The 26580-nt window shown below is 68.4% G+C and carries 29 protein-coding genes and 1 tRNA gene; 14 read left to right on the plus strand and 16 right to left on the minus strand.

Going from position 1 to position 26580, the window contains the following annotated elements:
• Positions 1-51: 51 nt before the first annotated feature.
• Together AC1ROD_RS02975 and AC1ROD_RS02980 are read right to left on the minus strand one after the other, a co-directional pair.
• Positions 52-513 (minus strand): hypothetical protein, encoded by a 462-nt coding sequence (locus tag AC1ROD_RS02975; protein ID WP_492946767.1) that lies wholly within the window; start codon positions 511-513, stop codon positions 52-54.
• A gap of 283 nt (positions 514-796) precedes the next feature.
• On the minus strand, positions 797-1336 hold the full coding sequence (locus tag AC1ROD_RS02980; RefSeq protein WP_492946768.1) for a hypothetical protein: 540 nt from the start codon (positions 1334-1336) through the stop codon (positions 797-799).
• A gap of 158 nt (positions 1337-1494) precedes the next feature.
• On the opposite strand from AC1ROD_RS02980, the gene AC1ROD_RS02985 reads away from it, so the two are divergent.
• The 7 genes from AC1ROD_RS02985 (at position 1495) to AC1ROD_RS03015 (ending at position 5063) form a co-directional block, all read left to right on the plus strand.
• Positions 1495-1571 (plus strand) — tRNA-Arg (locus AC1ROD_RS02985).
• A gap of 151 nt (positions 1572-1722) precedes the next feature.
• The gene (locus tag AC1ROD_RS02990; protein WP_492946769.1) at positions 1723-2169 is read left to right on the plus strand and encodes a helix-turn-helix domain-containing protein; all 447 of its coding nucleotides are present in this window, start codon (positions 1723-1725) and stop codon (positions 2167-2169) included.
• Positions 2170-2205: 36 nt separating this feature from the next.
• Positions 2206-2547 (plus strand): hypothetical protein, encoded by a 342-nt coding sequence (locus AC1ROD_RS02995; protein WP_492946770.1) that lies wholly within the window; start codon positions 2206-2208, stop codon positions 2545-2547.
• A gap of 106 nt (positions 2548-2653) precedes the next feature.
• The gene (locus AC1ROD_RS03000; RefSeq protein WP_492946771.1) at positions 2654-2992 is read left to right on the plus strand and encodes a hypothetical protein; all 339 of its coding nucleotides are present in this window, start codon (positions 2654-2656) and stop codon (positions 2990-2992) included.
• A 56-nt stretch (positions 2993-3048) separates the two neighbouring features.
• Complete coding sequence (locus tag AC1ROD_RS03005) at positions 3049-3432, plus strand: hypothetical protein (RefSeq protein WP_492946772.1); 384 nt, start codon at positions 3049-3051, stop codon at positions 3430-3432.
• Between the two features lie 168 nt (positions 3433-3600).
• On the plus strand, positions 3601-3837 hold the full coding sequence (locus AC1ROD_RS03010; RefSeq protein WP_492946773.1) for a hypothetical protein: 237 nt from the start codon (positions 3601-3603) through the stop codon (positions 3835-3837).
• Between the two features lie 137 nt (positions 3838-3974).
• Positions 3975-5063, plus strand: coding sequence for a branched-chain amino acid aminotransferase (locus AC1ROD_RS03015; RefSeq protein WP_492033977.1), 1089 nt, complete (start codon positions 3975-3977; stop codon positions 5061-5063).
• Here the strand turns inward: AC1ROD_RS03015 and AC1ROD_RS03020 are convergent.
• From AC1ROD_RS03020 to AC1ROD_RS03035, 4 genes are all read right to left on the minus strand, one after another.
• Positions 5060-6262: a winged helix-turn-helix domain-containing protein gene (locus AC1ROD_RS03020; protein WP_492946774.1), complete on the minus strand. Its 1203-nt coding sequence runs from the start codon at positions 6260-6262 to the stop codon at positions 5060-5062. The two genes, AC1ROD_RS03015 and AC1ROD_RS03020, sit on opposite strands and share 4 nt — an antisense overlap.
• A gap of 208 nt (positions 6263-6470) precedes the next feature.
• Positions 6471-8426, minus strand: coding sequence for a sulfate adenylyltransferase subunit CysN (cysN, locus tag AC1ROD_RS03025; RefSeq protein ID WP_492946775.1), 1956 nt, complete (start codon positions 8424-8426; stop codon positions 6471-6473).
• Positions 8426-9328: a sulfate adenylyltransferase subunit CysD gene (gene cysD / locus AC1ROD_RS03030; protein ID WP_492946776.1), complete on the minus strand. Its 903-nt coding sequence runs from the start codon at positions 9326-9328 to the stop codon at positions 8426-8428. Before cysD ends, cysN begins: the two co-directional genes overlap by 1 nt.
• A gap of 90 nt (positions 9329-9418) precedes the next feature.
• Complete coding sequence (locus AC1ROD_RS03035) at positions 9419-11128, minus strand: phosphatidylglycerol lysyltransferase domain-containing protein (protein ID WP_492946777.1); 1710 nt, start codon at positions 11126-11128, stop codon at positions 9419-9421.
• Positions 11129-11267: 139 nt separating this feature from the next.
• Between AC1ROD_RS03035 and AC1ROD_RS03040 the strand changes: the two genes are divergently transcribed.
• Both AC1ROD_RS03040 and AC1ROD_RS03045 read left to right on the plus strand, forming a co-directional pair.
• Entirely contained in the window at positions 11268-11855 is a 588-nt protein-coding gene (locus AC1ROD_RS03040) for a superoxide dismutase (RefSeq protein WP_492946778.1), read from the plus strand.
• A 110-nt stretch (positions 11856-11965) separates the two neighbouring features.
• The gene (locus AC1ROD_RS03045) at positions 11966-12502 is read left to right on the plus strand and encodes a hypothetical protein (RefSeq protein WP_492946779.1); all 537 of its coding nucleotides are present in this window, start codon (positions 11966-11968) and stop codon (positions 12500-12502) included.
• A gap of 73 nt (positions 12503-12575) precedes the next feature.
• On the opposite strand, the gene AC1ROD_RS03050 is transcribed toward AC1ROD_RS03045, so the two are convergent.
• Positions 12576-12818: a GlsB/YeaQ/YmgE family stress response membrane protein gene (locus tag AC1ROD_RS03050; protein WP_492946780.1), complete on the minus strand. Its 243-nt coding sequence runs from the start codon at positions 12816-12818 to the stop codon at positions 12576-12578.
• A gap of 231 nt (positions 12819-13049) precedes the next feature.
• On the opposite strand from AC1ROD_RS03050, the gene AC1ROD_RS03055 reads away from it, so the two are divergent.
• Together AC1ROD_RS03055 and hisN are read left to right on the plus strand one after the other, a co-directional pair.
• The gene (locus AC1ROD_RS03055; RefSeq protein WP_207868832.1) at positions 13050-13430 is read left to right on the plus strand and encodes a helix-turn-helix domain-containing protein; all 381 of its coding nucleotides are present in this window, start codon (positions 13050-13052) and stop codon (positions 13428-13430) included.
• A 148-nt stretch (positions 13431-13578) separates the two neighbouring features.
• Positions 13579-14364 (plus strand): histidinol-phosphatase, encoded by a 786-nt coding sequence (gene hisN / locus AC1ROD_RS03060; RefSeq protein ID WP_492946781.1) that lies wholly within the window; start codon positions 13579-13581, stop codon positions 14362-14364.
• Between the two features lie 58 nt (positions 14365-14422).
• Here hisN and AC1ROD_RS03065 read toward each other — a convergent pair whose 3' ends face one another.
• The 3 genes from AC1ROD_RS03065 to AC1ROD_RS03075 all read right to left on the minus strand — a co-directional run bounded on the left by AC1ROD_RS03065 (position 14423) and on the right by AC1ROD_RS03075 (position 17355).
• Positions 14423-15457 (minus strand): alpha/beta fold hydrolase, encoded by a 1035-nt coding sequence (locus AC1ROD_RS03065; protein WP_492946782.1) that lies wholly within the window; start codon positions 15455-15457, stop codon positions 14423-14425.
• Positions 15454-16362 (minus strand): class I SAM-dependent methyltransferase, encoded by a 909-nt coding sequence (locus AC1ROD_RS03070; RefSeq protein ID WP_492947726.1) that lies wholly within the window; start codon positions 16360-16362, stop codon positions 15454-15456. Before AC1ROD_RS03070 ends, AC1ROD_RS03065 begins: the two co-directional genes overlap by 4 nt.
• Positions 16363-16542: 180 nt before the next feature.
• Complete coding sequence (locus AC1ROD_RS03075) at positions 16543-17355, minus strand: class I SAM-dependent methyltransferase (protein WP_492946783.1); 813 nt, start codon at positions 17353-17355, stop codon at positions 16543-16545.
• A gap of 243 nt (positions 17356-17598) precedes the next feature.
• Between AC1ROD_RS03075 and AC1ROD_RS03080 the strand changes: the two genes are divergently transcribed.
• A complete protein-coding gene (locus AC1ROD_RS03080; RefSeq protein ID WP_492946784.1) occupies positions 17599-18066 on the plus strand; it encodes an Hsp20 family protein in 468 nt (155 codons plus the stop codon).
• A gap of 71 nt (positions 18067-18137) precedes the next feature.
• On the opposite strand, the gene AC1ROD_RS03085 is transcribed toward AC1ROD_RS03080, so the two are convergent.
• The 4 genes from AC1ROD_RS03085 to gpmA form a co-directional block, all read right to left on the minus strand.
• Entirely contained in the window at positions 18138-19388 is a 1251-nt protein-coding gene (locus tag AC1ROD_RS03085) for a pentapeptide repeat-containing protein (protein WP_492946785.1), read from the minus strand.
• The gene (locus AC1ROD_RS03090; RefSeq protein ID WP_492946786.1) at positions 19385-20653 is read right to left on the minus strand and encodes a pentapeptide repeat-containing protein; all 1269 of its coding nucleotides are present in this window, start codon (positions 20651-20653) and stop codon (positions 19385-19387) included. The genes AC1ROD_RS03085 and AC1ROD_RS03090 overlap by 4 nt, the downstream gene beginning before the upstream one ends.
• A 135-nt stretch (positions 20654-20788) precedes the next feature.
• Complete coding sequence (locus AC1ROD_RS03095; protein WP_492946787.1) at positions 20789-21421, minus strand: bifunctional diaminohydroxyphosphoribosylaminopyrimidine deaminase/5-amino-6-(5-phosphoribosylamino)uracil reductase RibD; 633 nt, start codon at positions 21419-21421, stop codon at positions 20789-20791.
• Positions 21418-22131: a 2,3-diphosphoglycerate-dependent phosphoglycerate mutase gene (gpmA, locus tag AC1ROD_RS03100; RefSeq protein ID WP_492946788.1), complete on the minus strand. Its 714-nt coding sequence runs from the start codon at positions 22129-22131 to the stop codon at positions 21418-21420. The genes AC1ROD_RS03095 and gpmA overlap by 4 nt, the downstream gene beginning before the upstream one ends.
• Positions 22132-22415: 284 nt before the next feature.
• Here gpmA and AC1ROD_RS03105 point away from each other — a divergent pair, with 284 nt between their 5' ends.
• Positions 22416-23912, plus strand: coding sequence for a phosphomannomutase/phosphoglucomutase (locus AC1ROD_RS03105; protein ID WP_492946789.1), 1497 nt, complete (start codon positions 22416-22418; stop codon positions 23910-23912).
• Positions 23913-23984: 72 nt separating this feature from the next.
• Positions 23985-25289, plus strand: a complete 1305-nt coding sequence (locus AC1ROD_RS03110) for an FAD/NAD(P)-binding protein (protein ID WP_492946790.1) — start codon at positions 23985-23987, stop codon at positions 25287-25289.
• On the opposite strand, the gene AC1ROD_RS03115 is transcribed toward AC1ROD_RS03110, so the two are convergent.
• Together AC1ROD_RS03115 and AC1ROD_RS03120 are read right to left on the minus strand one after the other, a co-directional pair.
• Positions 25286-25678, minus strand: coding sequence for a hypothetical protein (locus AC1ROD_RS03115; protein ID WP_492946791.1), 393 nt, complete (start codon positions 25676-25678; stop codon positions 25286-25288). The genes AC1ROD_RS03110 and AC1ROD_RS03115 overlap by 4 nt on opposite strands.
• 67 nt (positions 25679-25745) lie before the next feature.
• Positions 25746-26579 carry a DUF2461 domain-containing protein gene (locus tag AC1ROD_RS03120; protein WP_492946792.1) on the minus strand — a complete coding sequence of 278 codons (834 nt, stop codon included), beginning with the start codon at positions 26577-26579 and terminating at the stop codon, positions 25746-25748.
• Between the last annotated feature and the right edge of the window lies 1 nt (position 26580).

Consider the following 26580-nt stretch of genomic DNA (forward strand, 5'->3'; position numbering starts at 1 on the left):
GCCCGCTCGTTAGCAGGGAGAGGGACGAGGGTCGAGCAAAAGCACGCGCCCCTATTTCAGCAGATCCACCGGCAGAATCTGGCTGGCCAGCAGGGTCTCCATGCCGCGCCAGTGATCCGGACCCTGACCTTCGACCCAGGCCTGGACGGTGTCGCGGCCCAGGCCGTAGTTGATGATGTAGCTGCGATAGGTGTCGATGAAGCGCAGCCTTTGGGCCGCCTTGTCCGGCTGCATCAGCAGGTATTTCGACAGGCGGGCGATGCTCTCCTCGCGCCCGACCCGGCCCGACAGATAGTCGTCGGCGATGGTGTATTCGGCGCGCGCAAGCTGGCGGGTCAGCCGGCCCAGCTCGGCGTCGGCGGCGATGTCGGCGGGCGCCAGGCCGGCCAGGGGCATCAGGACGTCTCGCACGAACGTCTGGGCCTCGTTGCCCGGGAAGGCCAGGTCGATGCCGTAGTTGGCGCTGCCCTCGGCGACGAACGACATCGGCGAGAACAGCGGATAGACGCTCATCTCCACCCAGCCCTTCTCCTTGACGAAGGTCCGCTCCAGCAGGGCGTTATAGACATGGTGGCCGGGGTAGCCCTCGTGGCAGCCCAGATCGATGGCCCGGTCGACGTCGATGGGGAAGTCGGCGTTGATCTCGATCTTCGAGGCCGCGTCGCCGAGATAATAATTATAGCCCGACCAGGGCTTGTCGCCGACGAAGGCCAGGGTGAAGCGCTCGTTGGCGGGCAGGGCGATGTGTTCGGCGGTGCGCCGACGGCATTCGGCGATGGCGGCCGAGATGACGGGCTCAAGCCGGTCCTTCGGGATGACGAAACCGGCCTTGAAGGCGGCGATGCGCGGCGTCAGCGGGACCGCTTCCGGGCACGATGGCGTCGATGCGCGCGAGTATGGGATCGTAGTCGGCCAGCGGTTTCAGTTCAGGGCGGATGCCGAACAGGGCGTATGCCTCGTCGGCGAAGCTCATCTTCTCGCCCGACAGCATCCGCAGGCGCGCCGAGGCCGCCGAGACATGGGCCTTGAGGTATTTGCGGCGCTGCACGCTGGCGGCGTTCAGACCGCGGTCCGAGACGGCGTCCAGCCGCTGGGTCAGGACGGCGGCGCCCTGAATCAGTTGCGGGACAGTGCGCGGGTTCGCCTTGGCGGCGGCCTGCCATTCGGCCGGGCCGTAGTAGGCGTCGACATAGCCGGGCTCGCGTTCGCCGATCTCCAGCGTCAGGGCGACATAGTCCCTGGCGATCAGGTCCAGACTGTCGCCGGTGGCGTCCGGCTTCGGAGCGGTCGCGCAGGCGCCAAGGAGGAACAGCAGCATCAGGACGGCGGCGCGCATGGCGGGGCTCCAGGATCGATCAGGCGGCGGACGCTAGGCTCGCCGGCCGGGTTCGCCAAGTGCGGTGAAGCCGTTTGCTGTCGGACTTCATCGCTTTGGGATTGAGGCGGCCCGCGTCCTGCTGTAAGGCCCGTCGTCCGTCGCGTCGTCGCCGGAATGCACCCGTAGCTCAGCTGGATAGAGCGTTGCCCTCCGAAGGCAAAGGTCACACGTTCGAATCGTGTCGGGTGCGCCATCTCTCCCGAGAATATACCTAGGGTTGAAAAACCGACCCGCTATTACCCCTGCGGTGCAATTTTTTCGCGCTGGTGGCTGGACGTCGCCCGACGAAGCGGCATGATCCTCCTGCGGATCGGGATAGTTCGCGGCGTTGGGGCAGAAGACAGATGGACCGGCCGTTGTCGCCGATGCAGCTCGAGTGCCTTCGCCGTGCCGCGAGCACGGACAAGGAGATCGCCCGCGCTCTGAACATCTCGCCCGATACGGTCAGCAACCACATCCGCGAGGCCATGCGGCGGCTGGGCGCCTCCGACCGGCGCGACGCCATGGGGCGACTAGCGGTTCATCCGCTATACGGCGCGATCGACATACCCGGCGTGGTGATTCTGACGCCTCCTCAAGTGGCGACAGCCGCTCCGTCGCCGCCGGAAACGATCCTCCCGCGTCCCCAGCTCTTCGGCCGTGACCTCCCGGTTCTACCGGGAACCGCAGGCCGGTTGCGATGGGTGATCCTGACCTTTCTGGGCCTCACCGGCCTGGCCTTGCTCGGGATCGCCCTGGTCAATGCGCTGGCGGATCTGGGCAATCGACTGGCGCCGCCTGGAGCGATCTGACGCGATTTGAAGATCGCACCCGTGGGGGACCAGAACATGACCAACAAGCACGAAGCCGGCGTCAAGATCGCACGCCAGCTGCGCACCACCGAACATGCCGTCGATACGGCTCTCGCCGAGATGTTCCGCCTCGGCGCCCAGATGGTTGACGGGCGCAAGGCCGCGAACCTCGCCGCCGCCGTCGGCCAGGACAGTCTGACCGAGATCGTCACCGGACTGTCCGCCCTGAATACGGCGCGGATGGCGACGGTTTCGGCGCACGGGGGACTGCTGGAAGTCGCCCAGGATCATGGCGTCGTCTGGCGCATGGACGGCGCCACCGAAAGCAAGCCCGTCCCGACCGGGGTCACGACCGGCCACCTTTCGGTCGTCGCCTGAGGACCATCACGTGCCGGGTCTCGTCCTTACGCCTTTTGTCGTCTTTTCCTTCACCGCCCTTTTCATCCTGGCGGGGCTGGGAGGATGGCCCGAGAGGCGGGGGGCGATGCTGCTCATCGCCGTCCTGCTGCTGACGCCCGTCATCGAGACCTACACGGTCGGCGGGTTTCGCTGGGCGGTGGCGCTGTCCTCCCTGGTCCTGTTCGTCCTCCTGCTCTGGATGGCCCTGACCCGGGATCGCTGGTGGCTGGTCTTTGCGGCCGGCTGCCAACTGATGGCGCTGTCGACCCATCTGGTGGCGCTGCTCAGGCTGGACACCCTCGCATGGACCATGGTCTCGATCCGCTGGTTCTCCTGGTTCTTCATGATGGGCATCGCCCTGTTCGGCGCCTGGGAGGGGCGGGCCCTTACCCGCATCGCCCAGGGACGCCAGCCGGCGGTCTGAGCCTTTCAATCACGCGGCGCGCGCCGCATTCCATCACCTGTATCGGAGTAACAACCATGGCGGTGTTTGATCACCCGGCCTTCATGAGCCACGCCTTGCTTTGGGCTGAAAATGCCGAGGAACAACTGCCCGAAAACCTCGAATGCGAGGATGAGAACGGCCTCAACCGCATCGAGCTCGCGGAAGCCAGCATCCTGGCGCATCCGCCCGAAAACCCCGCCCAGATGATCGTTCAGATCGAGATCATCTGCCAGGATCTGGGCGGCGGGGTCCGCTATGACGGCCTGGACCTGCGCGCCCTGCGCAATATCCAGCGCGCCCTGCTGGCGCCGCATCTCGCCGGAGACGGTGACTTCGGCCGCTTCGCCGCGATCCGGTCGAGGTCGGTGACCCAGGCCGAGGGTCCGTTCGACGGACGGAGCCTGCCGCTCAGCAACTAGGGCGGGCTTCCCGGCGGCGGCGCCGGGGTCGATCTCGCGGTCGGACAGGGAGGCGATACGACCTTCTATATCCAGTTCGGCCATGCCTGGTCGTTCGGGATGGACTGACAGTCAGGGGGCGGGCTTCAGAAGCTGAAGCTGGCGACCACGGCGATCTGGGTGTCGTGCTTGTCCCTGCGCAACGAAGGCGTGAACGAGGAAACGACCCTCATCCAGTCCCGGACCGTGACCGGCCGGCTGTTCGACAGCTGGAGCGTGCTGAGCGACGATCCCGATCTGGTGGAGGATATCCTGTTCAGGGACGTCGGCATGAGCGGCCCGTTCCATCCCCGGGCGCTTTCGCCGGCGGCGGTCCTGGGGCTGTTCATCCTGCTGCTGGTCTCGCAGGCGCCTCACCGACGGTAACGACGGTCTTTCTTCTCCGCGGTCAGCGTCCGGATCGTCGAAAGAATCGACCTTGGTGGTAAAATCCGGCTAGGTGTCACGGCCGCGCGCGGGTATTCCATGCGCGCCCAAGCTCCTCTGCTGCGAGAGACCGCCTCATGACCGCCGCCTTCACCCGCGTTCCCCACCCCTCGCTGGTCACCGCCGCCGACCGCGCCGTGCTGATGGAAGATCCGGGCTTCGGCCGCGTGTTCACCGACCATATGGTGACCATCCGCTACACGGCGGGTCAGGGCTGGCATTCGCACAAGGTCGAGCCGCGCGGCCCGATCCCGCTCGATCCGGCCGCCTCGGTCCTGCACTACGCCCAGGAAATCTTCGAGGGGATGAAGGCCTACAAGACCGACGACGGTCGCGTGGCGCTGTTCCGCCCCGAACAGAACGCCCGCCGTTTCGCCGCCTCGGCCGAGCGTCTGGCCATGCCGGTCCTGCCGGAAGAGCTGTTCCTCGAGGCCGTCGCCGAACTGGTCAAGACCGACGCCGACTGGATCCCGGAAGGCGAGGGCAGCCTCTATCTGCGCCCCTTCATGATCGCCACCGAGGCCTTCCTCGGCGTGCGCGCGGCCAATGAATATCTGTTCGTCGTCCTGGCCTCGCCCGTCGGCGGCTATTTCAAGGGCGGCAAGAACAGCGTCACCATCCGCGTGTCGGAGCACTACACCCGCGCCGCGCGTGGTGGCACCGGCGCGGCCAAGTGCGGCGGCAACTACGCCGCCAGCCTGATCGCCCAGGCCGAGGCCGTGGCCAACGGCTGCGACCAGGTCGTTTTCCTCGACGCCGCCGAGGGCAAGTGGATCGAGGAACTGGGCGGGATGAACGTCTTCTTCGTTTTCAAGGACGGCTCGCTGCAGACCCCGCCGCTGGGCGGCACCATCCTGCCAGGCGTAACACGCGCCTCGATCATCCAGCTGGCGAAGGACGCCGGCGTCACCGTGCGCGAGGCCCCCTACGCTTTCGAACAGTGGCGCGCCGACGTGGCTTCGGGCGAGGTGGTCGAGGCCTTCGCCTGCGGCACCGCCGCGGTCCTGACCGCGATCTCCAAGGTGGTTTCGCCCGGCGGCGATTTCACCATCGGCGACGGCAAGCCGGGCCCGGTGACCACCGACATGCTGGGCAAGCTGGTCGGTATCCAGCGCGGCCGCGTTGCCGACCCGCACAACTGGGTTCAGACGATCATCGAAGCCTAAGCCGTTTCTCTGAGCGCTTCCGAAAGGGCGGCCGAAAGGTCGCCCTTTTCCATGACCTCGACCCGCTCCAGCCCCAGCCAGCCGGCCATGGCGCGCAGCTGTTCGGCGAGGATGCGCGGCGTCTCCGCATTGGCGCCCGGCTCACGCCAGGCGGCCTGAACCAGCAGGGCCGAACCCTTGCGATCGCTCTTCAGATCGACGCGGGCGGTGATGGCCTCGTCCTGCAGCAAGGGCAGGACGTAGTAGCCGTGCTCGCGCTTGTGGGCGGGGGTGTAGATCTCCAGCCGGACCCGGACCCCGAACAGCCGCTCGGTTCGTTCCCGGAACCAGATCAGATTGTCGAACGGCGACAGTAGCGCAGCCCCCTCGATGCGACGGGGCTTTCGCGCGGCGGGGTCGAGGAAGGCCGGCCTGTTCCAGCCCTTGACGGTCACCGGGATCAGCTCGCCCGCCTCGACCAGCTCGTGGATCCGCGCCCGGCTGTCGGCGAGCGGCAGGCGGAAATAGTCGCGCAGGTCGGCGGCGGTGGCGATCCCCATGGCCCGGGCGGAGATCCGCACCAGTTCGCGCTGGGCGTCCTCCCGGCTCGGCGTCGGCGCCTCGACCACGGCGCGGGGGAGGGCGCGTTCGGGCAGGTCATAGACCCGTTCGAACCCGCGCCGGGTCAGGGTGGTGATCTGGCCTGTCCAGAACAGCCATTCCAGCGCCCGTTTGCCGTCCGACCACTCCCACCAACCGGGGGCGCCGCGTGGCCCCTCGGCGAAGTCACCGCCGGTGACGCCGCGCCGCTTGCCGATTTCGGTCAGGATGCCGTCGACATAGTCGCTCTTCTCATGACCGAAGCGGGCGATGGATCCCCAGATGCCTTCCCCGGCCTCGGCCGCCGCCATGCGCCAGCGGAACAGGGGTTGGGTCTCGACCGGCAGCAGCGAGGCCTCATGCCCCCAGTATTCGAACAGGCTGCGCTTCTTCCCCCAGGCCTCGCTCTCCAGCAGGTCGCGCGGATAGGCGCCCAGACGCGAAAAGGCAGGCAGGTAATGGGTGCGGGTGACGACATTGACGCTGTCGATCTGGATCACGCCCAGCTTGCGCGCCGTGCGGCGAAAGGCGGCCGCGGTCAGGGCGCCCTGCGGCCCACCGAACCCTTGTGCGGCCAGGGCGATGCGGCGCGCCTGGGCGGCGGACAGGGTCTCGGTCATTCAGGCGGCGCTCCCGTTCGGCGAGCCGCGACGATAGACCGGGATTCGCACAAATGGGAACGCAATGGGAACAGCGACGCTTGTACCTGCAGGGATCATCCCCAGATAGGGGTGGAGCGCTTCGGCGTTCCACCCTCCTTCCAGGGTGTTTCCTCCCAAGAAAACTTCGGCCGTGTCGTCTGACGCGGCCTTTTTTCTGTGTGCGGTCCTAGACCCCGCCGCCTTCCGAGAACTCCGGATCGGGGCGCAGATAGCCGCCGGTGCGCAGGCGTTCGACGATCATCTCCGCCGCCTGTTCCGGCGTCATCGAGGCCGTATCGACCACGATCTCTGGACTTTCCGGGGCCTCATAGGGGCTGTCCACACCAGTGAAGTTCTTGAGCGCGCCCGAGCGGGCCTTGGCGTAGAGGCCCTTGACGTCGCGGGCCTCGGCGACGGCCAGAGGCGTGTTGACGTGGACCTCGAAGAACTCGCCCGGCCCCAGCAGTTCGCGCGCCAGCCGCCGCTCTGACCGGAACGGCGAGATGAAGGCGGTCAGGACGATCAGGCCGGCGTCGACCATCAGCTTCGCCACCTCGCCCACGCGGCGGATGTTCTCGACCCGATCCGCGTCGGTGAAGCCCAGGTCGCGGTTCAGCCCGTGGCGGACGTTGTCGCCGTCCAGCAGATAGGTGTGCTTGCCCTCGAACCGCAGCTTCTTCTCGACCAGATTGGCGATGGTCGACTTGCCCGCGCCCGACAGGCCGGTGAACCAGATCACCGCCGGCTTCTGGCCGAGATCACTGGCGCGCGAGGCCTTGGTGACGTCCAGCGCCTGCCAGTGGATGTTCTGGGACCGCCTGAGGGCGAAGCGGATCATCCCGGCCCCGACCGTCGCATTGCTCATCCGGTCGATCAGGATGAAGCCGCCGGTGTCGGGAACCTCCGAATACGGATCAAAGCCGATTGGCCGGTCGAGCGACAGGTTGCAGACGGCGATGCCGTTCAGCGGCAGGGACTTCGCCGCCCGCTCTTCCAGCGTGTTGACGTTGATCTCGTGCCTGATCTCGGTGATCTGGGCCGAGACCGTCCGGGCGCCGATCTTGAGCAGATAGGGGCGGCCGGGCAGCAGGGGCTCGTCGGCCATCCAGACGATGGTGGTTTCAAACTGGTCGGCGACCTCGGGGGCGGAGGCGGCTGTCGCCAGGATGTCGCCGCGCGAGCAGTCGACCTCGTCGGTCAGGGTCAGGGTCACCGACTGTCCGGCCAGGGCCTGATCCAGATCGCCATCCTTTGTCACGATCCGGGCGACGGTCGAGATCCGGCCCGAGGGCTCGACCCGCACCGCATCGCCGGGCCGCACCACACCCGAGGCGATCAGGCCGGAGAAGCCGCGGAAGTCGAGATTGGGCCGATTGACCCACTGCACCGGCATGCGGAACGGTTTGGACTGCAGCCGGTCGGCGTCCAGCTCGACCGTCTCCAGATGCTCCATCAGGGCGGGGCCGGAGTACCAGGGGGTGTTGTCGCTCTTCGTCGCGATATTGTCCCCGGCCAGTCCCGACAGAGGGATGGCCAGCACGTTCTTGAGCCCGACCTGTTCGGCGAAGGCCGCATAGTCGGCGACGATGGCGTCGAAGACGGACTGATCATAGCCGACCAGATCCATCTTGTTCACCGCCAGCACCACATGGCGGATGCCCATCAGCGACACGAGGAAGCTGTGCCGCCGCGTCTGGGTCAGCACGCCCTTCCTCGCATCGATCAGGATGACGGCCAGATCGGCGGTCGAGGCGCCGGTGACCATGTTGCGCGTATACTGCTCATGCCCCGGGGTGTCCGCGACGATGAATTTGCGGCGGTCGGTGGCGAAGAAACGGTAGGCCACGTCGATGGTGATGCCCTGTTCCCGCTCGGCGGTCAGTCCGTCGACCAGAAGGGCGAAGTCGATGTTCTGGCCTTGCGTGCCGACCCGCTTCGAATCCGCCTCCAACTGGGCCAACTGGTCCTCGAAGATCTGGCGTGAATCATAGAGCAGCCGCCCGATCAGGGTCGACTTGCCGTCGTCCACCGAGCCGCAGGTGATGAAGCGCAGCAGGGACTTGGTCTGGTGGGCCGTCAGATAGGCGTCGATGTCCTGTTCGATCAGGTCCGACGGCTTGTAGGCGTTCGAGGGCAGATCCATCAGAAATAGCCCTCCTGCTTCTTCTTCTCCATCGACCCGGCCTGATCGTGGTCGATGGCCCGGCCCTGACGCTCGGAGGTCGTGGTCAGCAGCATTTCCTGGATGATGGCCGGCAGGGTGTCGGCGGTGCTCTCCACCGCCCCGGTCAGGGGGTAGCAGCCCAGCGTCCGGAACCGCACCGACTTCATCTGCGGCGTCTCGCCCGGCTTCAGCGGCATCCGGTCGTCATCGACCATGATGATCTGGCCGTCTCGCTCCACCACGGGCCGCTCGGCGGCGTAGTAGAGGGGCACGATCGGGATGTTCTCCAGATGGATGTATTGCCAGATGTCCAGCTCGGTCCAGTTGGAGATGGGGAAGACGCGGATGCTCTCGCCCGGGCTCTTGCGGGCATTATAGAGCCGCCACAGCTCGGGCCGCTGCGCCTTGGGGTCCCAGCGGTGGCCGGCCGAGCGGAAGGAGAAGATGCGCTCCTTGGCCCGCGACTTCTCCTCGTCGCGTCGCGCCCCGCCGAAGGCCACGTCGAAACCGTAGAGGTCCAGCGCCTGCTTCAGTCCCTCGGTCTTCCAGAGGTCGGTGTGCAGGGCCGAGCCGTGGTCAAACGGATTGATGCCCTTGGCCAGGGCTTCGGGGTTCCGGTGCACCAGCAACTCGAACCCGAGCTCCCTGGCCATCCGCTCGCGCATTTCGTACATGGCGCGGAACTTCCACGTCGTGTCGACGTGCAGCAGGGGGAAGGGCGGAGGCGAGGGCCAGAAGGCCTTGGCCGCCAGATGCAGCATCACCGCCGAATCCTTGCCCACGGAATAGAGCATGACCGGGCGCTCGGCCTCGGCGACGACCTCGCGCAGGATGTGGATGCTCTCGGCCTCCAGTCGCTGGAGGTGGGTCAGGGTCGGCAAGGCATAGTCCTCGATGCTCGGGCGGGGGTCATAGCCGGGCAGGGTCCCCGTCCCCTCACGAAATAAGCTTAAGCCAGACCCTAGCGCTGCTTACGTCCTTTCTCGGGCCGGATGTTTCGCCGGGGCTTCAAGCCCCAACATGCCCGGCCAGCCGCCGCTGGTCAGCAGGGCCACATCCAGCAGGGCCAGAGGCAGGGGCGTCGACACCGGGGCGGCGATGAAGCGGGCGCGCCAGTCGGGGGCGAATTTGGACTTGTAACTGCGCAGACCCTGGAAGCCGTAAAGCGCGCCGCCCTCCTCGAACACCAGCGCCCCGACGCGGGCGAAGACGGGCGCCAGTCGACGATCTTCCAGCCCCGCCAACGGCGCCATGCCGAGATCGAAGGCCTCGAAGCTCTCCGTCGCCGCCCACTGGATGGCGCGGATGAACAGATAGTCCATCACACCGGGAGGGGCGTCGGGCAGGTGACGCATCAGGTCGATGGCGACCTCGCGGTCGTCCCCCTCGCCGGGCAGGAGGTTGGCGAAGGCCACGATGCGTCCCTCCGGCGCCGCTTCGGTGGTCTGCCGCACCACGGCCAGTGGCGTCAGGTCCAGATAGGCGAGGTCGAACCGGCCCAGAGAAAACGCCTTCTCCGCCCCGTTGTGATCCTCAAGCCAGGCGTCCGACACGGCCTTCAGCGCGTCGGCCTGTCCGCTCGCCGAGCCCGGCGGCAGGACCTCGAAGCTCGCCCCCTCGCGCTCGGCGCGATTGATCGCGGTGCGCAGGTTCTGCTTGGACTTGCCCTCCAGAGAGAAGGCCGCGACCGGCACCACGGCGGTCTCGCCGACCTTGCGCATGGCCAGACCCATGGTCGCCAGATCGGCCAGCACTCCTTCGCCGACCGAATAGAAGACGGCCGAGCCGCCATAGCTGTCGGCCAGTTCGGCAAAGGCCCACAGCAGGTCCTGCCGCTCGCTCCTCAGCCCGGCCGGTTCGCCCATGGCGATCCAGCGCCGGCCGCGCACGCGATAGGCCAGGAAGCTGCGGCCCGAGGGGCTGAACAGCAGGGTCTTGTCGCCCAGCATCGCCAGCCAGGCCTCCGGCGTGGCGTGATCCGCCTCCGACAGGGCCGCCAGCGCCTTTGCCCGATCCTGCGGATTGGCCAGTCGCCGCCGACCCGATCCCGGCGAGGACAGCAGGGACACCGCGGCGATGGCCAAGGTCAGGATGGCGAGGATGGCCGCGGCCCTCAGGAAGCCCGAGGCCTCGCGGTCGGTCAGAAAGCTCCACCACAGCTGGTCGGTGTAGTCGACGTCCCGATAGGCGAAGAAGCCGAGCCAGATCGCCGCGATCACCGCCGTGGTCAGCAGGATCAGCCAGCCGGGCCGCAACGGCTCGACCAGCCGCGACCGCCGGTTGAAGGCCGTCCGGCAGGGGATCAGCAGGGCGGCGATGATCGCCAGGGCCAGGGCCTCTTCCCAGTCCAGCCCCTTGAGGAGGGAGAAGACGACGCCCGCCCCCATGGCCGCCAGGGCCGTCCAGTAGGCGCCGCGCCGGCGCCGCCACAGGCCCGCCGAGAGCAGCAGCAGCAGGAAGCCGACCACGCTGGCCGCGAAATGGGACAGTTCGATCAGGACCGGCGACACCGATCCGCTGAGCGCGCGCAGGCGGTCGGAGAAGGCCGGGGTCACCGCCGAAATGATCATCAGGGCCCCGACCGCGAAGACGGCCACGGCGAAGATCTGGGGCGTCGCCTCCTTGGCCAGGCCCGCAAGGCGGCGGGCGACGCCGCGTCGCGGTTCGGCTTCGTTCGTCATCCGACCCTGATGCCACGATCCCGTGAATCGTCCAATCGTGACCGCTCCGGGGTCATTTCTGGGCAGCGGAAACAATCCGAAACATTGCGGGTTTGTAACCCTGCGGCGCCCCGGCCGCGCAGATATTCGGAGAACGGACATGATCCGCAAGACCGCCCTTCTGACCGGCATCGCCGGCCTGATGCTGACCGCAGCCCCGGCCGCCTTCGCCCAGGACGCGCAGCCCGCGCCCGCCCCGACCCCGACCCCGACCCCGACCGCGGCCCCCGCGGCCGCTCCGGCCGCCGCGCCGGCCCAATCGTCCGGCACCCTGACCCTGCAGCCCGGCTCGGACGTCAAGGGTTCGGACGGCGCCGTCCTCGGCAAGCTGGAAGGCGTGCGCAACAACGCCGGCGCCCAGGAGCTGACCGTGCGCGGCACGGACGGCCAGCTGAAAGGTGTGCCGCTCGCCGGCCTGAAGCCCGAAGGTACGGGCGTGACCGTCGGCTGGACCACGGCCGAGTTCACCGCCGCCCCCGCCATTCCGGGCAGCACGCCTGACGCCGCTTCGTCGGCCGCTCCGGCCTCGACCGAAGCCCCGGCGCAGCCCGCCCCGGATTCGGCCTCGCCTGAAGCCGCTCCCACCACCACGGAGACCCCGACCGAAACTCCGGCGACCGAACCGACCCCGACCGAGACTCCGGCTCCGGAAGAACCGGCGGCCCCGCCGGTCCAGCCGCAAGCCTGATCGTCCTCTGATCCGGCTTCGGATCGTTAATCCCATGAAACGCGTCGGCTTGCCGGCGCGTTTCTTCGTTCATTGGCGTCCCCTCGGCGCCCAACAATGAGGAAACCAGGATGCGTACCCTTCTTTTGACCACTGCGGCGGCCGCCCTCGCGATCGCCCTTCCGGCCTCGGCCCAGGTGCTCGGCGGGACTGTCGGCTCCCAGGTCGGCGCCAATGTCGGCGTCGGTCTGCCCCAGACCGCTCCCATCACCGGCCAGGTCGGCTCGACCGTACGAGGCGCGGCCGACATGACCCGCAGCACCGTGCACGACACCACGCGCGAGGCCCGATCGGCCGCGAGCAGCGCCGCCAACACCTCCGCCTCGGCCTCGGTCCAGTCGGACACCCGGGTCGCCGCCGACCGCAACGGCGCGGACGCCAGCCTGAACATCTCGACGGGCGCCATGGTCCATGGCTCGGACGGCAATATGCTGGGCTCGGTCGTTCGTCTGACCCGCAACTCGGCCGGCCGGGTCGAGAGCTTCGTCGTTCGCTCGGCCGACGGGACCTTGCGTTCGGTGCCGGCCTCCGGCGCCAGTGTTCAGGGCGACGCCGTGGTCACCGCCTGGAGCTCCGGCGAGTTCAACCGGGCGCCGCCGGTTCAGTAAGCGCACTGTCTTTCAGGCATGAAGAAAGGGGCGGCCCTTGAGGACCGCCCCTTTTTTTGTCCGGCGTTCCGGGTCAGGCGCGACGCTTGACCAGGCCCAGCAGGAACAGCAGCAGACAGGCGCCGAGCGTCGCCACGATCGTCGAACCGATCCAGCCGCCCCATGCGAAGCCGAGCGCGCCCGCGATCCAGCCGCCCAGAATGGCGCCCAGGATGCCGACGACCAGATTGGTCAGCAGACCGTGATTCCGGCCCATGATCTTTTCGGCCAGAAAGCCGGCGATGATGCCGACGATGATCCAGAAGATAATGTTCATTGAAACCTCCTCCAAAGCTTGACTGCTCTGGCGACGAGAACTCCCGTGGCCCGAGGAGGTTGCGTCTCGGGATTGGGACAGGCATCGGCGCCGTCCGCCCGTAACCTGCGCCTATAAAACGTTCGTCGAACGCGGCTACTCCCTCCCTTGGGGAAAGCGGCACATCGTTTGCGGCGATCAAGGCGAGCCGTTCCATTTCGGGACAGCCCGCCAAACGGGGAATATGGGGCCATGGCCACCGACATCGATCTTCACCTGGGCCGCCGCCTGCGTCGCCGCCGTCGCCTGCTGGGCCTGACGCAGCAACAGCTGGCGCTGCAAGTCGGCATCCGCTTCCAGCAGATCCAGAAGTATGAGTGCGGCGCCAACCGCATCTCGGCCGCCCGCCTGTGGCAGCTGGCCGAGGCGCTGGAATCGCCGGTGAACTATTTCTACGACGGCCTGACCGAAGCCATGGAACGCAAGGAAGCGGCCGGGGCCAACGGCGGTGAGATGTTTTCCCGCAAGGAAACCCTCGATCTGATCCAGGCCTATTACCAGCTCGGCGAGCGTCCGCGCCGCCGCCTGCTGGATCTGGCCAAGTCTCTCCACGCTGAAGAACCGGCGGCCTGAGGCCGTTGGGCGTTCTCCGGGTTCGGGGGGCGAGAGGCGAGGGCTGAGATTGCAGACCCGGCGGCGGTCCTTGGGGGAGGACACCGGCGACCGGGCGGGGTAGAGGTCATCGCGACCCTGACCCCACAATGCTCGGCCCTCGCCCCTCATGACCGAATTCGAAGCCTTCGCCGTCGAACTGGCCCGTGAAGCGGCCGGGGTGACCCTGCCGTTCTTCCGGGGCGACTATGCCGAGGAGAACAAGGCCGGGCCCGGTTCCTTCGATCCGGTCACCCAGGCCGACAAGGACGCCGAGGCCGCTATTCGCCGCCTGATCGCCGCCCGCTATCCCCATCACGGGGTCATTGGCGAGGAGTATGGCGAGGATCGTCCGGATGCGGAGCATGTCTGGATTCTGGATCCCATCGACGGCACTCGCGCCTTCATTTCCGGACTGCCGCTATGGACGACCCTGATCGGCCTGCGGGTCGCGGGGACGCCGTCCGTCGGCGCGATTTCCCAGCCCTATCTCGGCGAGCTCTTCCTCGGTGGCCCTTCCGGCGCCGTGCTGATGAGCCGGGGCCAGACGAGGCCGATCAAGACCCGCGCCTGCGAGCGTCTGACCGACGCGGTCATTTCCACAACCGATCCTGAAATCTTCACCGGATCGGAACTGGGGGCCTGGACCCAGGTGCGGGCCGCCGCGCGTCTCGCCCGCTACGGCTGCGACGCCTATGCCTATGCCATGGTGGCGGCCGGTCGCATGGATCTGGTCGCCGAGACCAGCCTGAAGCTGTGGGACTGGTCGGCTCTGATCCCGGTGGTCGAGGCCGCCGGCGGCGAGGTCAGCAACTGGCGCGGCGAACCGGTCGACGGCACGGGCCAGATCCTGGCCGTCGGCGACGTCCGCATCCGCGAACAGGCGCTGGTCACACTGAAACGCGCGGCGCTCTGAAAACAAATACCCGCGCTCAAGCAGCGCGCGACCGCGTCGCGCGCGTTAGCGCCCTAAATCAAGCCGCGCCGACTTCGACGTCGTCGGGCTGGGGCAGGGGGCGCAGGTCCTGGGTCGGGGCCACGTAGTCGGCCATGGCGTCGAACTCGCTGAGGAAATGCGCCCTCAGGTCGTCCGTCTCCATGATGATCTCGTGCTTGGCGCCCGGGACCTCGACGTAGCGGCCGCGGCCCAGACGTTTGGCCGCCCATTTGTTGGTCTGTTTCCAGACGCGGTCGTCCTCGCCGGCCTGGACGAAGGTGCAAGGAATCTTGACGTTCTTCAGCGCCTTGGGCTTGAGCGCCCGCTCGCCGGCGTCGAGGCCGAAGGCCAGCCAGCCCCAGGTCGGGCCGCCGACCGCCAGGTGCGGGCAGGCGTACAGCTGCTGCCGCCACAGTTCGTAGCGGGTCTCGTCCGTGGTCAGGGCGTCCTTCTCGAAGGTGTGGTCGAAGGGATCGTCCGGATCGTCCAGAACGAAGTCTCCGGCCTTGCCGTGACGCAGGTTCCAGCGCACGGCCAGCTTGACCGACCACATCGAGCGCTTGCCCGTCTTGATGCGGAGCATCGGGCCGGAGAGCACGGCGCCGGAGAACCGCTCCTCGCCGTTTTCCAGCGTCAGCAGGTTCAGGGCCGCGCCCATCGAATGGCCGACCACGATCCACGGCTTGGGCGCGCGGGCCTCGAAGGCGTCGAGCAGGCGGTGATAGTCGTCGAGGAACTCCTCGACCGCCCGGGCGTGGCCCTTCAGGCGGTCGGGAAGCAGGCGGGCCGACAGGCCCTGACCACGCCAGTCATGGGCCAGGACGCAGAATCCGCGCGCCAAAAAATTCCCGATCACTTCGAAATATTTCTCGATCGGCTCGGTGCGGCCGGGCGACAGGATGACGGTGCCGCGCGGCTTGGCGGCGACCAGGGTCGAGGGCGTCCAGAAGGCGGCGCGCAGACGCAGGCCGCCGGCTCCACGGAACCAGTCGCCCTGGCCTCCGGGCGGCGACGAGGCGCCGGGCACGCCCATCAGCGGGGCGTTGGCGGCGAAGGCTTGGGCGCGGTTCACTCAGGTTTCCTGAACTTCAAGGTCATGCGGTCGCTCTCGCCGATCGCATCGTATTTGCTGCGATCGAACGTGGGATCGGGCGCCTGGCCCTGCGGGGCCGTGAGGCTTTGCGGGGGCAGGGTTCCGACACCGAACGGATGATCCTTGGTATCTGTTTCATTCGCGTTGATTTCCGACGACGCGACGAAAACAAATCCGGCTTCGGCGGCCAGCTGTTTGACGAAGGCTTCCTGCACATAGCCGTTGGCGGCGGCGGGATCCTGATCCTCGTCCGGGGCCAGCCGGTGCTGTTCGATGCCCAGGACGCCGCCGGGCCGCAGGGCCTGGAAGGCGTCGGCGAAGGCCTTTTCGGCGATGCCCGTGGCCATCCAGGCGTTGATGTTACGCATGAACAGCACGAGGTCGGCCGTGCCCGGAGGAGCCACATCCCCCGACGACGGTCCGAACGAGGAGAATTTGATGTCGCCGTACAGCTTCTTGTCGGCGGTGAATCGGGTCTGGTAGTTGGCCATCAGGGCCGCCTGGGCCGGATCGGCGCCGGGGCCGGTGCTGAAGCCCGCCGCGAAATAGGTCCCGCCGCCGCGCGACAGATAGGGGGCCAGGATTTCGGTGTACCAGCCGCTGCCGGGCCAGAAGTCGACCACGGTCATGTTCGGCTGCAAGCCGAAGAAGCGCAGGGTCTCCATCGGATGGCGCCAGGCGTCGCGGGTGCGGTCCGCGGCGCGCCAGGGACCCTGGATCGCCCATTCCAGCGAGCCTTCAGGCGGACCGGCCGGGGCGGTCGGCGCAGGCGTCTCGACCTTGGGCGCAGGCTTGGGTTTGCGGTCGCAGGCGGCGAGACCCAGCGGCGCGACGGCGGCGCAGGCGCACAGCCCCGCCAGCAGGGATCGGCGCGATCCCGTCATCGACTGTGGTTTCCGCTCGGACGGCTCGCGTTTCTGCATACGGGTCTCCCGCCGAGCCGCCCCCAAACCTTGCGGTCCTGAACCTTGCGGTTCTGCTCGGGTTGAACGGGCTTAACGGGCTTCGTCGCGGTCGTCAAAGCCGCACGCGAAGGCGTGATCAGAGCCCCGGCGACGACGATCTCAGAACGGCTTGCGGAAGCGCAGGGTCATGCGGTCGCTCTCACCGATGGCGTCCAGTTCCGCCCGCTGCGCCGGGGTCAGGGCGCCGCTTCCGTCGCGCGCCTGCGACTGTCGCACGGGGGGCAGGCTCCAGACGCCGAACGGATGGTCGTGATCGTCCTTCGGGTTGGCGTTCACCTCACTGCGCGCCTCCAGCACGAAGCCGGCGGCTTGGGCGGCGCGGATAACGTAGCTTTCGGGGACATAGCCGGTGGGCGCCGTGGTCGCGACGTTCAGGCCCTCGGCGCTGCGGTGCTGTTCGACGGCCAGAATTCCGCCAGGCTTCAGCGCCTTGAAGAAGGCCGCCAGATAGGGCTCGGTGCGGCCGTCGCGGGCCCAGTTGTGGAAGGCGCGGGCCACCACGACCATGTCGGCCGTCCCATCGGCGACGCCCATCCCCTCCAGCGGCTTGGCGACCGGGACATAGGTCCCGCCGGTCGCGGCGGCGTAGGGCTCCAGGATGTGGCGCCACCAGCTGGCCGAGCCAGGCTCGATCTCGATCACAGTCAGACCGGGCGTCAGACCCCAGAAGGTCAGGGTCTCCAGCGGATGGCGCTGGCCGTCGCGGGCGACGTCCGCGGCGGGACGGGTGGACGATCCGATCGCGGACTGAAGCGCCTCGTCCTCCTGGAGGACCGGCGGGGGCATGGCGGCGCGGCGCGCGGCGCGCTGGGCCGGGGTCTCGCCGACGCTGGGCGCATCCTGGGCCAGAACGGGGGCGGCCATCGCGGCAAGGGGCAGGGCGGCCGAGAGGGCGAGGGCGATCAGGCGCATGGTCGTCTCCAGAAGGGGCCCGCCATCCCTAACGGCTCGGGTGGCCGAAGCAAGGCGACGAAACGTCCGGAAATCCGTCCCCCTTGCGCGCCCGAAACCGCATCCCACATCGGTAACGAAGGCGCCGATCACCGGGCCTTCTCAGACCCTCGGGGCCCAACAGGGACCGCGGACCTGATCCCCCACCGCCTTCCCGGGCAAAACGCGGGAAGGCTCAATCTTGCTGATCATCAGGAGATCGACATGCGTACCATCGACTTCACCCCCCTCTATCGTTCGGCCGTCGGCTTCGACCGTCTGGCCCGTCAGCTGGAAAGCGCCGCGCGCACCAGCGAAGCCGCCGGCTGGCCGCCCTACAACATCGAGACGACCGCCGAGAACGCCTATCGCGTCGAGATCGCCGTCGCCGGCTTCAAGCCCGAAGAGCTGAATATCGAGGTCAAGGAAAACCTGCTGACCGTCACCGGCCGCAAGACCGCCAATGACGAAACGGCCCCGCAGAAGACCTATCTGCACCGCGGCCTGGCCGAGCGCGATTTCGAGCGCCGCTTCCAGCTGGCCGACTATGTCGTCGTGACCGATGCGAACCTCGATAACGGCCTGCTCGCCATCAGCCTGAAGCGTGAGCTGCCCGAGGCCCTCAAGCCCCGCCGCATCGAGATCGGCACGGCCAAAACCCCGCTGATCGAAGGCGAATCCGCCGCCGCGTAAGCGATGGCTGACCAGCCTCCAATCGCGAGGCTGGAAGACGAGAGAGGGCGGCGCGCAGGCGTCGCCCTTTTTTACGCGGCTTCGACCGACGCGATGCCGTTGGTGTGGTCCACGCGGGCGTCCTTGAAGGTCACGCCCTGCAGGTTGGCGCCGCGCAGATCGGCGCCCGACAAATCGACCCGGTCCATACAGGCGCGGCCGAGATCGGCATTCCTCAGGCAGGCGTAGCGCAGCCGGCTGTCGGCCAGGGTCGAGGGCAAGGAGCGTCCGCCGCCCATGGGCAGAGGCCCTAACTGCGCCCCGGTCAGATTGGCCTTGTTGAGTAGAACCCCGACCAGACGGGCGCCGCGCAGATCCGCGCCCGACAGGTCCGCGCCGCGCAAATCGGCCTTTTCCAGATTGGCGCCCTGAAGCGCCACGCCCCTCAGATCCATCCCGACCAGACAGGCGCCCCGGGCGCTCAGGGCGGGCAGTTTCAGCGTGTTCAGCCGTGTGCCCAGCGGGCGCAGGTCCTCGCCGTCGAACACCGCGGGCAGGCCAAGCACCCCGCCGCTCTCGGCCCAGGCGTTGGCGTCCAGCGCTAGGGTCATCAGAATCTCGGCCCGCTCGATGGCGGCGGCCGTCGGAGTTCTCAAGGTTCCGGACAGATCGGTCTTGTCGAGCCGGGCGCCTTCCATCTTCACGCCAGACAGATCGGCCCCGATCAGCCGGGCGCCGGCGAGGTTGGCGCCCGAAACCTGGGCGTTCTCCAGCATGGCGCCGGACAGGTCGGCGTCCTTCAGATTGGCGCGGGTCAGGACGGCGCCGCGCATCGAACAGTCGGTGAAGTCGGCCTTGTGGGCGCTGACCCCGTCGAAGCGCGACCCGTCCAGGGTGGCGCCGGCAAAGCTGGCCCCGTCGGCCAGGCCGGTGCGCTTCTCATGCTTGACCTCCGACAGGCCCTGGGTCGCGTGCGGCACGGCAATGACCCCCTCGCGGAAGTCGGCTTGGGTCAGGTCGGCGTTTTCCAGACTGGCGCCCTGAAGGCAGACGCCGCGGATGTCGGCGCGGATCAGGATGGTGTCGGACAGATCGGCGCCGCGCAGGTCGCAGCCGAACAGGATGGCCCGTTCCATCCGCGCGCCCTTCAGCCTCGCGTTTTCCAGCGAGGACCCGGTGAAGTCGGCGTCGTCCAGCAGCCGGCCGCGCAGGTCCAGCCCGGTCAGGTCCATGAATTTCAGCGACAGGCGGCGACCGTTGGCCTTGCCTTCGACGAAGCGGGCGTGGGCCGCCATCAACACGTCGAGATCGCCCTGGGGCAGTTTGCGGCGGGCCACGGTCATGCCGCGTGGTCCTTCGGATCATAGCCGCGTGTCCCGACCAGGGTCGCGCCGGTGAAATCCGCGAGCTTGGCATGGGCGCCGTGCAGGCTGGCCCGGCTGAGATCGGCCTCGCAGAGAATGGCGCGGCGCAGATCGGCGCCCGACAGATCGGCGCCGCGTAGCGACGCCCCCGTCAGGTCGGCGGGCAGCAGACGATCGGGGCCCAGCATCAGCGGACCCAGCTGGGCCTCGCGCAGATCCGCCCCGCCCAGACGCGCCCCGTTCAGCCGGGCGCCGCGCAGGTCGGCGCGCCGCAGTTTGGTCGAGCGCAGGTCGGCCCCCTGCAGCTGGGCGCCCTGGAGTTGAACCCCTTCCATATCCAGGCCGTAGAAGACGCCGCCCTTGGCCGACAGGGCCGTCAGGTTCAGGCCGGTGATGGAGCCGAGGGGGCGCAGGTCGACGCCGTCAAAGACCGAGGGCTGGCCCTGGACGCCGCCGGTTTCGCACCAGACGGCGTGGTCATGCAGCATGTCGGCGGCGGGCATCTTGGCGACGGGAGCGCCGGCCGAGGCCTTGTCGGTCAGGGCGCCCTCCATATTGGCCCCGTCGGCTCGCCACATGGTCGCGGTGATCCCCACGAGGACGGCGTCACGCAGATCGGCGCCGGTCAGGTCCGCGCCGGACAGGTCGGCGCCCGCCAGATCCGCGCCGCGGAAATTGGCCGACTTCAGATTGGCCCGGACCAGCTTGCAGTCCTTCATGATGGCGTCGGAAAAGTCCGCCGACTGGGCTGCGACGCCCGACAGGCGCGACCGCTGCAGATTGGCGCCGGCCAGACAGGCGCCCTGGGCCTGGGTCTGGTTGCGTTTGGGTTCGACGATGCGGAAGCCGTCCTTGGCGTTGGCCGTGGCCAGGGTGCCCTCGCGCAGATCGGCCTCGAACAGGTCGGCGCCCGACAGGTCGGCGCCGCGTAGACAGGCGCCGCGCAGATCCGCGCGCCTCAGGCTGGCGTCGACCAGCACGGCTTCCTGCATGTCCGTGCCGAAGAAGGTGGCGTTGTCCAGCTTGCAGCCGGTCAGGTCGCAGCCGCGCATCTCGGCGGCGGAGAAATCGGCGTCGGTGAGGTTGCGGCCGCTGAGGTCGAGGCCCGAAAGATCCATCCAGGCGAAGACCGCACGCGCCCCGCCCGGCCGCGCCTGCCACAGGCGGTCGTGTCGGGCGCAGATGACGTTCAGCTCTTGCTGGCTGATCCGCTTGCGAAGTTGGTCCTCTGACAGGGCTCCCATGGCGCCCAATATCCGCTCGCGCGCTTAAGGAAGCCTTGAGAAAACCGGGGTTTCGCCTGTCCGGATACTGTCCGCAAACGCGCCAAAAACTGAACAGCGATCACTCAAAAAAGCGGGTCTCAAGTCACTCAGGATCTAGACGGTCAGCAACCCCTGCTCGGCGAGGGCGTCGGCCAGTTCGCCGGGGCCGGTCCACAGGCGGGTGTAGCCGGCTTCGCCCAGCCGCTTGAGCTCGGTGACCAGATCGGCGCGCGGCGAGGCGACGAAGCGGGCGTCGAAGCCCTGGCCGTCCTCGCTGATGCGGACCATGGGACGGCCGGTCTCCAGCCGGTGCAGGAAGCCCTCGCACAGGACGATGGCCTGGTCGGCCAGCAGTCCGACCTCGACCTCGGTCCCCGCCTGGCGCAACCGCTCAGCGCCCCGGCCCGAGGCAAAGGGCGAGGGGTCCAGGCAGGCCACGACCACGCGGGCCACGCCGGCCTCGGCCAGATAGTGGGCGCAGGACTGGCGGCCGGATGACCGCGCCCCGCAGGGCTCCAGCGTCACATAGGCGGTCGATCCGGCGACGTCCGGGCCGGCGGCGGGCACGGCCTGTTCCTCGGCGTGGGGGCGGCCGCCGGGCGCGGTGGCGGCTTCGGACAGGACGCGTCCGTCCTTGACGATGACGCAGCCGACCGCGGGGTTGGGCCAGGTCTCGCCCATCCGCCCCAGAGCCAGGGCGATGGCCTGGGCCATGTAGCGGGCGTCTTCCGCCTCTGACGTGCTCACGCGATGGCCGGCAGGCTCTCGGCCCGTCCTGCATCCAGATAACGCGCCGCCGTCGGCTTCAGGTCGGCGTCCAGATCGATCTCCAGCGGATTGCCGGTCGGGATCTCGACCCCGACGATCTTGTCGTCGGGCACGTCGAACAGGTGTTTGACGATGGCGCGCAGCGAGTTGCCGTGGGCGGCGATCAGCACGTCTTCCCCGGCCTTCAGGCGCGGGGCGATGGCGCTGTCCCAATAGGGCAGGACGCGATCCAGCGTGGTCTTCAGGCTCTCGGTGTCGGGAATGTCCTGACCGGCGTAGCGGGGATCGGCGGTGAAGTCCCATTCGCCGCCGGGGGCCAGCGGCGGGGGCGGCACGTCATAGCTGCGGCGCCAGACCTTGACCTGATCCTCGCCGTGCAGCTTCGCCGTCTCGGCCTTGTCGAGGCCCGTCAGGCCGCCGTAGTGGCGCTCGTTCAGCCGCCAGTCCTCGATTGTCGGAACGTCCTTCAGGCCCGCCGCCTGCAGGGCGATGGCGCCGGTGCGCTTCGCGCGCGTCAGGACCGAGGTGAACATCACCGCCGGCTTGAAGCCGGCCTCGGCGATCAGTTCGCCGCCGCGACGGGCCTGGGCCTCGCCCTCCGCCGTCAGATCGACGTCGACCCATCCGGTGAAGCGGTTCTCGAGGTTCCACTGGCTCTGGCCGTGACGAAGAAGGATCAGACGGGGCATGGTCGGCTCCGGCGTCGCACCGGTAGGGAGCCGGTCGCGCGGTTGGGAATTTTATGGACCCTCGGCCTAGGACGCGACCCTTCAGGGGTCAAGCGGCGACCGTGACGGATTGATGAACCGCGATATACGACGGCCGCGCCCGGTTGTTCCCGCAACCGCCTCCCTCTATAGATTTTTTCCTATGTCCGATCGTTGGTTTTTCGCCTTGGCCGCAGTGGGTGCGGCGGCCCTGACGTTGCTTGCGCTCGGCTGGCCCTGATCTCCTTTTCTCTCTGGAATTTCGCATGCTGAAGCCCCGCCAGGACCTGGTTCCGAACACGGCCGATTACGAGATCACGCCTCTGGTGAAGCCGACCGGGTTTCGCGAGTACGACGCACGCTGGATCCTGGAAAAGGAGATCAATCTGCTGGGCATCCAGGCGCTCGGCCTGGCGCTGGCGACCTATGTGCACGAGATCGGCGTACAGCCGCGCATCGTTGTCGGCCATGACTTCCGTTCCTATTCGCTCAGCGTCAAACAGGCCCTGATCCTGGGCCTGCTGGACGGCGGGATGGAGGTGCTGGACATCGGCCTGGCCCTGTCACCGATGGCCTATTACGGCCAGTTCGCCCTGAACGCCCCCTGCGTCGCCATGGTCACCGCCTCGCACAACGAGAACGGCTGGACCGGGGTCAAGATGGGCGCCCAGCCGCCCCTGACCTTCGGCCCCGACGAGATGGGCCGGCTCAAGACCCTGGTGCTGGAAGGCAAGGGCGTTTCGCGTCCCGGCGGCCGTCTGGAGCGCGTCGAGGGCTTCCGCGAGCAATATATCGCCGACGTCGCCGCCAAGACGAAGCTGACCCGCCCGCTCAAGGTCGTCTGCGCCTGTGGCAACGGCACCGCCGGCGTCTTCGCGCCCGAAGCCCTGCGCCTGATGGGCGCCGAGGTGATCGAGATGGACACCGACCTCGACTACACCTTCCCCAAATACAATCCGAACCCGGAAGACCATGCCATGCTGGTCCAGATGGCGGCCAAAGTGCGTGAGACGGGCGCCGACCTGGCCCTCGGCTTCGACGGCGACGGCGACCGCTGCGGCGTGGTCGACGATACCGGCGAGGAGATCTTCGCCGACAAGATCGGCCTCATGCTGGCCCGCGACCTGTCGGCGATCCACAAGGACGCCACCTTCGTCGTCGATGTGAAGTCGACGGGCCTCTACAAGACCGACGAGGTCCTCAAGGCCAACGGCGCCACGACCGTCTACTGGAAGACGGGCCACTCCTACATCAAGCGCAAGACCGCCGAGCTCGGCGCTTTGGCCGGGTTCGAGAAGTCAGGCCACTTCTTCCTCTCGGGGCCGCTGGGCCACGGCTATGACGACGGCATCGTCGCCGCCGGGGCGGTTCTGGCCATGCTGGACCGAAATCCGGGCAAGAGCCTGTCGGAGCTGAAGACGGCCCTGCCCGACGCCTGGACGTCGCTGACGATGTCCCCGCATTGCTCCGACGAGACCAAGTATCAGGTGCTCGAAAAGCTGGTCGCCGAATACGAGGCCCTGTTCGCCGCCGGCGGCTCGATCCTGGGCCGCAAGATCGTCGAGGTGATCACGGTCAACGGCGCCCGCGTCCATCTGGAGGACGGCTCCTGGGTGCTGATCCGCGCCTCCTCGAACAAGCCGGAGATGGTCGTGGTGGTCGAAAGCATGCGCTCGGCCGACGACATGCGCGACCTGTTCCGTCAGGAGATGAAGCCGCGCCTCGCCGCCCACGGCGTCACCGACTACAATCAGGAAATCTGAGCCGCGACGCCGGCCTGCGGTTTGACGCCGCAGGCGACCCGGTCCAGAACCGGGGCATGAGCCGGAGCGGTCGTGACTGAGTCTGTGAAGCGGATCGCGATCGTCGGCGGCGGGTTTTCCGGCGCCATGCTGGCCGCCCGCCTGGCCGAGAGCGGCCTGTCCTGCGTCCTGATCAGCGCCACGCCCGAGGTCGGCCTCGGCGTCGCCTATTCGACCCCGTTCGAAGGCCATCTGCTCAATGTCCGGTCCAACCGGATGACGGCGGTCGAAGGTCGGCCCGACGACTTCGTCGACTGGCTGAAGGCCAATCGCCCCGATCTGGCCGAGCCTTCCCACTTCGCCCCGCGCAAGGTCTATGGCGACTATGTCCGCGCCCGGCTGGCGGCGGTCGAGGCCGCGCATCCGGGGCGGATCGAGCGCCGGGTCGGGAGCGTCGCCGCCGTCACGCCTTCCGGCCTGACCCTGTCGGACGGGGAGACCGTCGAGGCCGATACGGTCGTTCTGTGCACCGGCAATCCGGCCCCGAACGCCGGCGAGGGGCGCGGCGATTGGGTCATCGGCGATCCCTGGGCGCCGGGGGCGCTGGACCGGATCGGCCCGACCGACGACGTCGTCATCGTCGGCACGGGCCTGACCATGGTCGATATGGTTCAGGTGCTGGTCGCACGCGGCTGGACCGGCAAGGCGACGGCCCTGTCGCGGCGGGGGCTGATGCCGAGGCCGCATAATCTGTTTCCGGATACGCCGACGCCCCTGCCGCCCGAGGCGCTGTCCGGGCCGCTGTCCCGGAGGCTGAAGACGGTGCGCGAACTGGCCCGGCAGGGGTGCTGGCGCTGCGTGATGGAGGCCTATCGTCCGATCACGGCCGATCTCTGGATCGCCGCGACGCCCGATCAGCGCGCCCGGATGGTCCGGCATCTGCGGCCCTGGTGGGATGTGCATCGGCACCGGATCGCGGCCCGCATCGGTCATGCGCTGGATGCGCTGAAGGCAGGCGGGCGGCTGAGCGTTCTGGCCGGGCGGCTGGGGCGGGTCGAGACCGGCGCCGACGGCGTCACGGTCCACTGGTCCCCGAGGGGCGGAGGCTCGGCCGAGTGCCTGACCGCCGGGTGGATGATCGACTGCACCGGTCCGGCCCATTCGGCGGCGACTGATCCGCTGACCAAGCCCCTGATCGAGAGCGGCCGGGCGCGGATGGATCCGCTCAGGCTGGGGCTCGAACTCGACGCCTCCGGGCGGGTGCTGCACGCCGACGGGACGCCGGACGCTTCGCTGTTCGTCCTCGGTCCCCCGGCCCGGGCGGCCTTCTGGGAGACCATCGCCGTGCCGGATATCCGTAAGCGGATCGAGGCCGTCGTCGCGGCCGTTTGCGCCTAGTCGGCGCGCGCCGGGAAGCTGGGCAGGCGGCCGTCGGGCGCAACGTCATAGGAGATCGGCGCGGAGCAGCCGCCGATCTGGCGCTCCAGCAGCAGGGTGAGACTGACCGGATCGCCCTGGCGGAACATCAGATCGTTTTGAACCGTGGGCGACGCCGACCGAACGACCGGGGTGGACGGGCGGCCGGGGGTCGTTCGTCCCACGATGACCGTGCCGTTGTCGGCCTGCTGGAACGCGCCGTTGCGGCACTGCGCCTGCGCGGCGTCGACGGTCCGGTTCACCGCGCGCATCGTCCCCTCGGCGTCGATCATCCGGACGCTCGGGGCGGACGGCGCGGCCGTGGGCGGTGTCAGGGGATCGGCGACCAGCATCAGCATCAGGGGCAGCATGGGACGTCTCCGTTGCGACGGCTCAGGCTACGACGGTTGCGGGCGACGGGCCAATCACAACTGCGGGTCATGTCGCCGCATTCCCGAGCGCTTTCCAGCCGAACTCGAGCAGGGGCCGGGCGTCGGCGGCGAAGGCGGCGATGACGCCGGGCAGGCGATCCGAGCCGATCTCCACACCGGTCAGCCGACGGCGGACGATCCAGCGGGTGCGCTTCAGGGCGGGGTCGAGCGGGCCGCCGGCGTGATCGGCGAAATCCCTCGGCATCTTCTTGACCGGATCGCCGGGCGCGAGCTCGAGGCCGGCCTTTTCCAGCGACTCGACCATGGCCAGATAGGCCGCCGGATTGGCGACCATGGCGCGGCGGACGGCGTCGATATTGGGCCGTTCCGACAGCCAGAAGCCGGCGGCGACGAAGGGGCCGGAGCCGGAATAGCTGTCCTCTTCGGTCTCCGGCCTGGCCGCGACGACCGCGCCGCGCGCCGAGGGCAGGGTGGAGGGATCCAGCGGGTCGATGCTGTCGGGATCGAAGTCCAGCACCGGCGCCCGCGAGCCGCCCTCGGGCTCGATATGGATATAGACCATGCCCGGCGACATCTTGCGCCACTCGCCGTCGGGGCCGGTGCGGCTGACGGTGGCGGCGACATGCGCCTTGTACGGACGTTTGTCGTTGGAGAAGCGCACATCGCGGTGAATGCGGAACTGGCTCTTCTTCGCATCACCGCGCAGGGGGATGCCGGCCGCCGCCAGCAGAGGGTTGAGGTCGTCGATCAGGGCCGCCAGCCCGGGCTTGAGCCCCTCGTCATAGGCGGCGCGATGGGCGGTGAACCAGTCGCGGTCGTTGTTGGTCGCCAGACCGGTCAGAAAGGCCAGGTCGGCGGCGGCGAAGCCGGTGAAGTTCATG

It is taken from the genome of Brevundimonas sp. GW821-FHT12E07 (assembly GCF_058807035.1).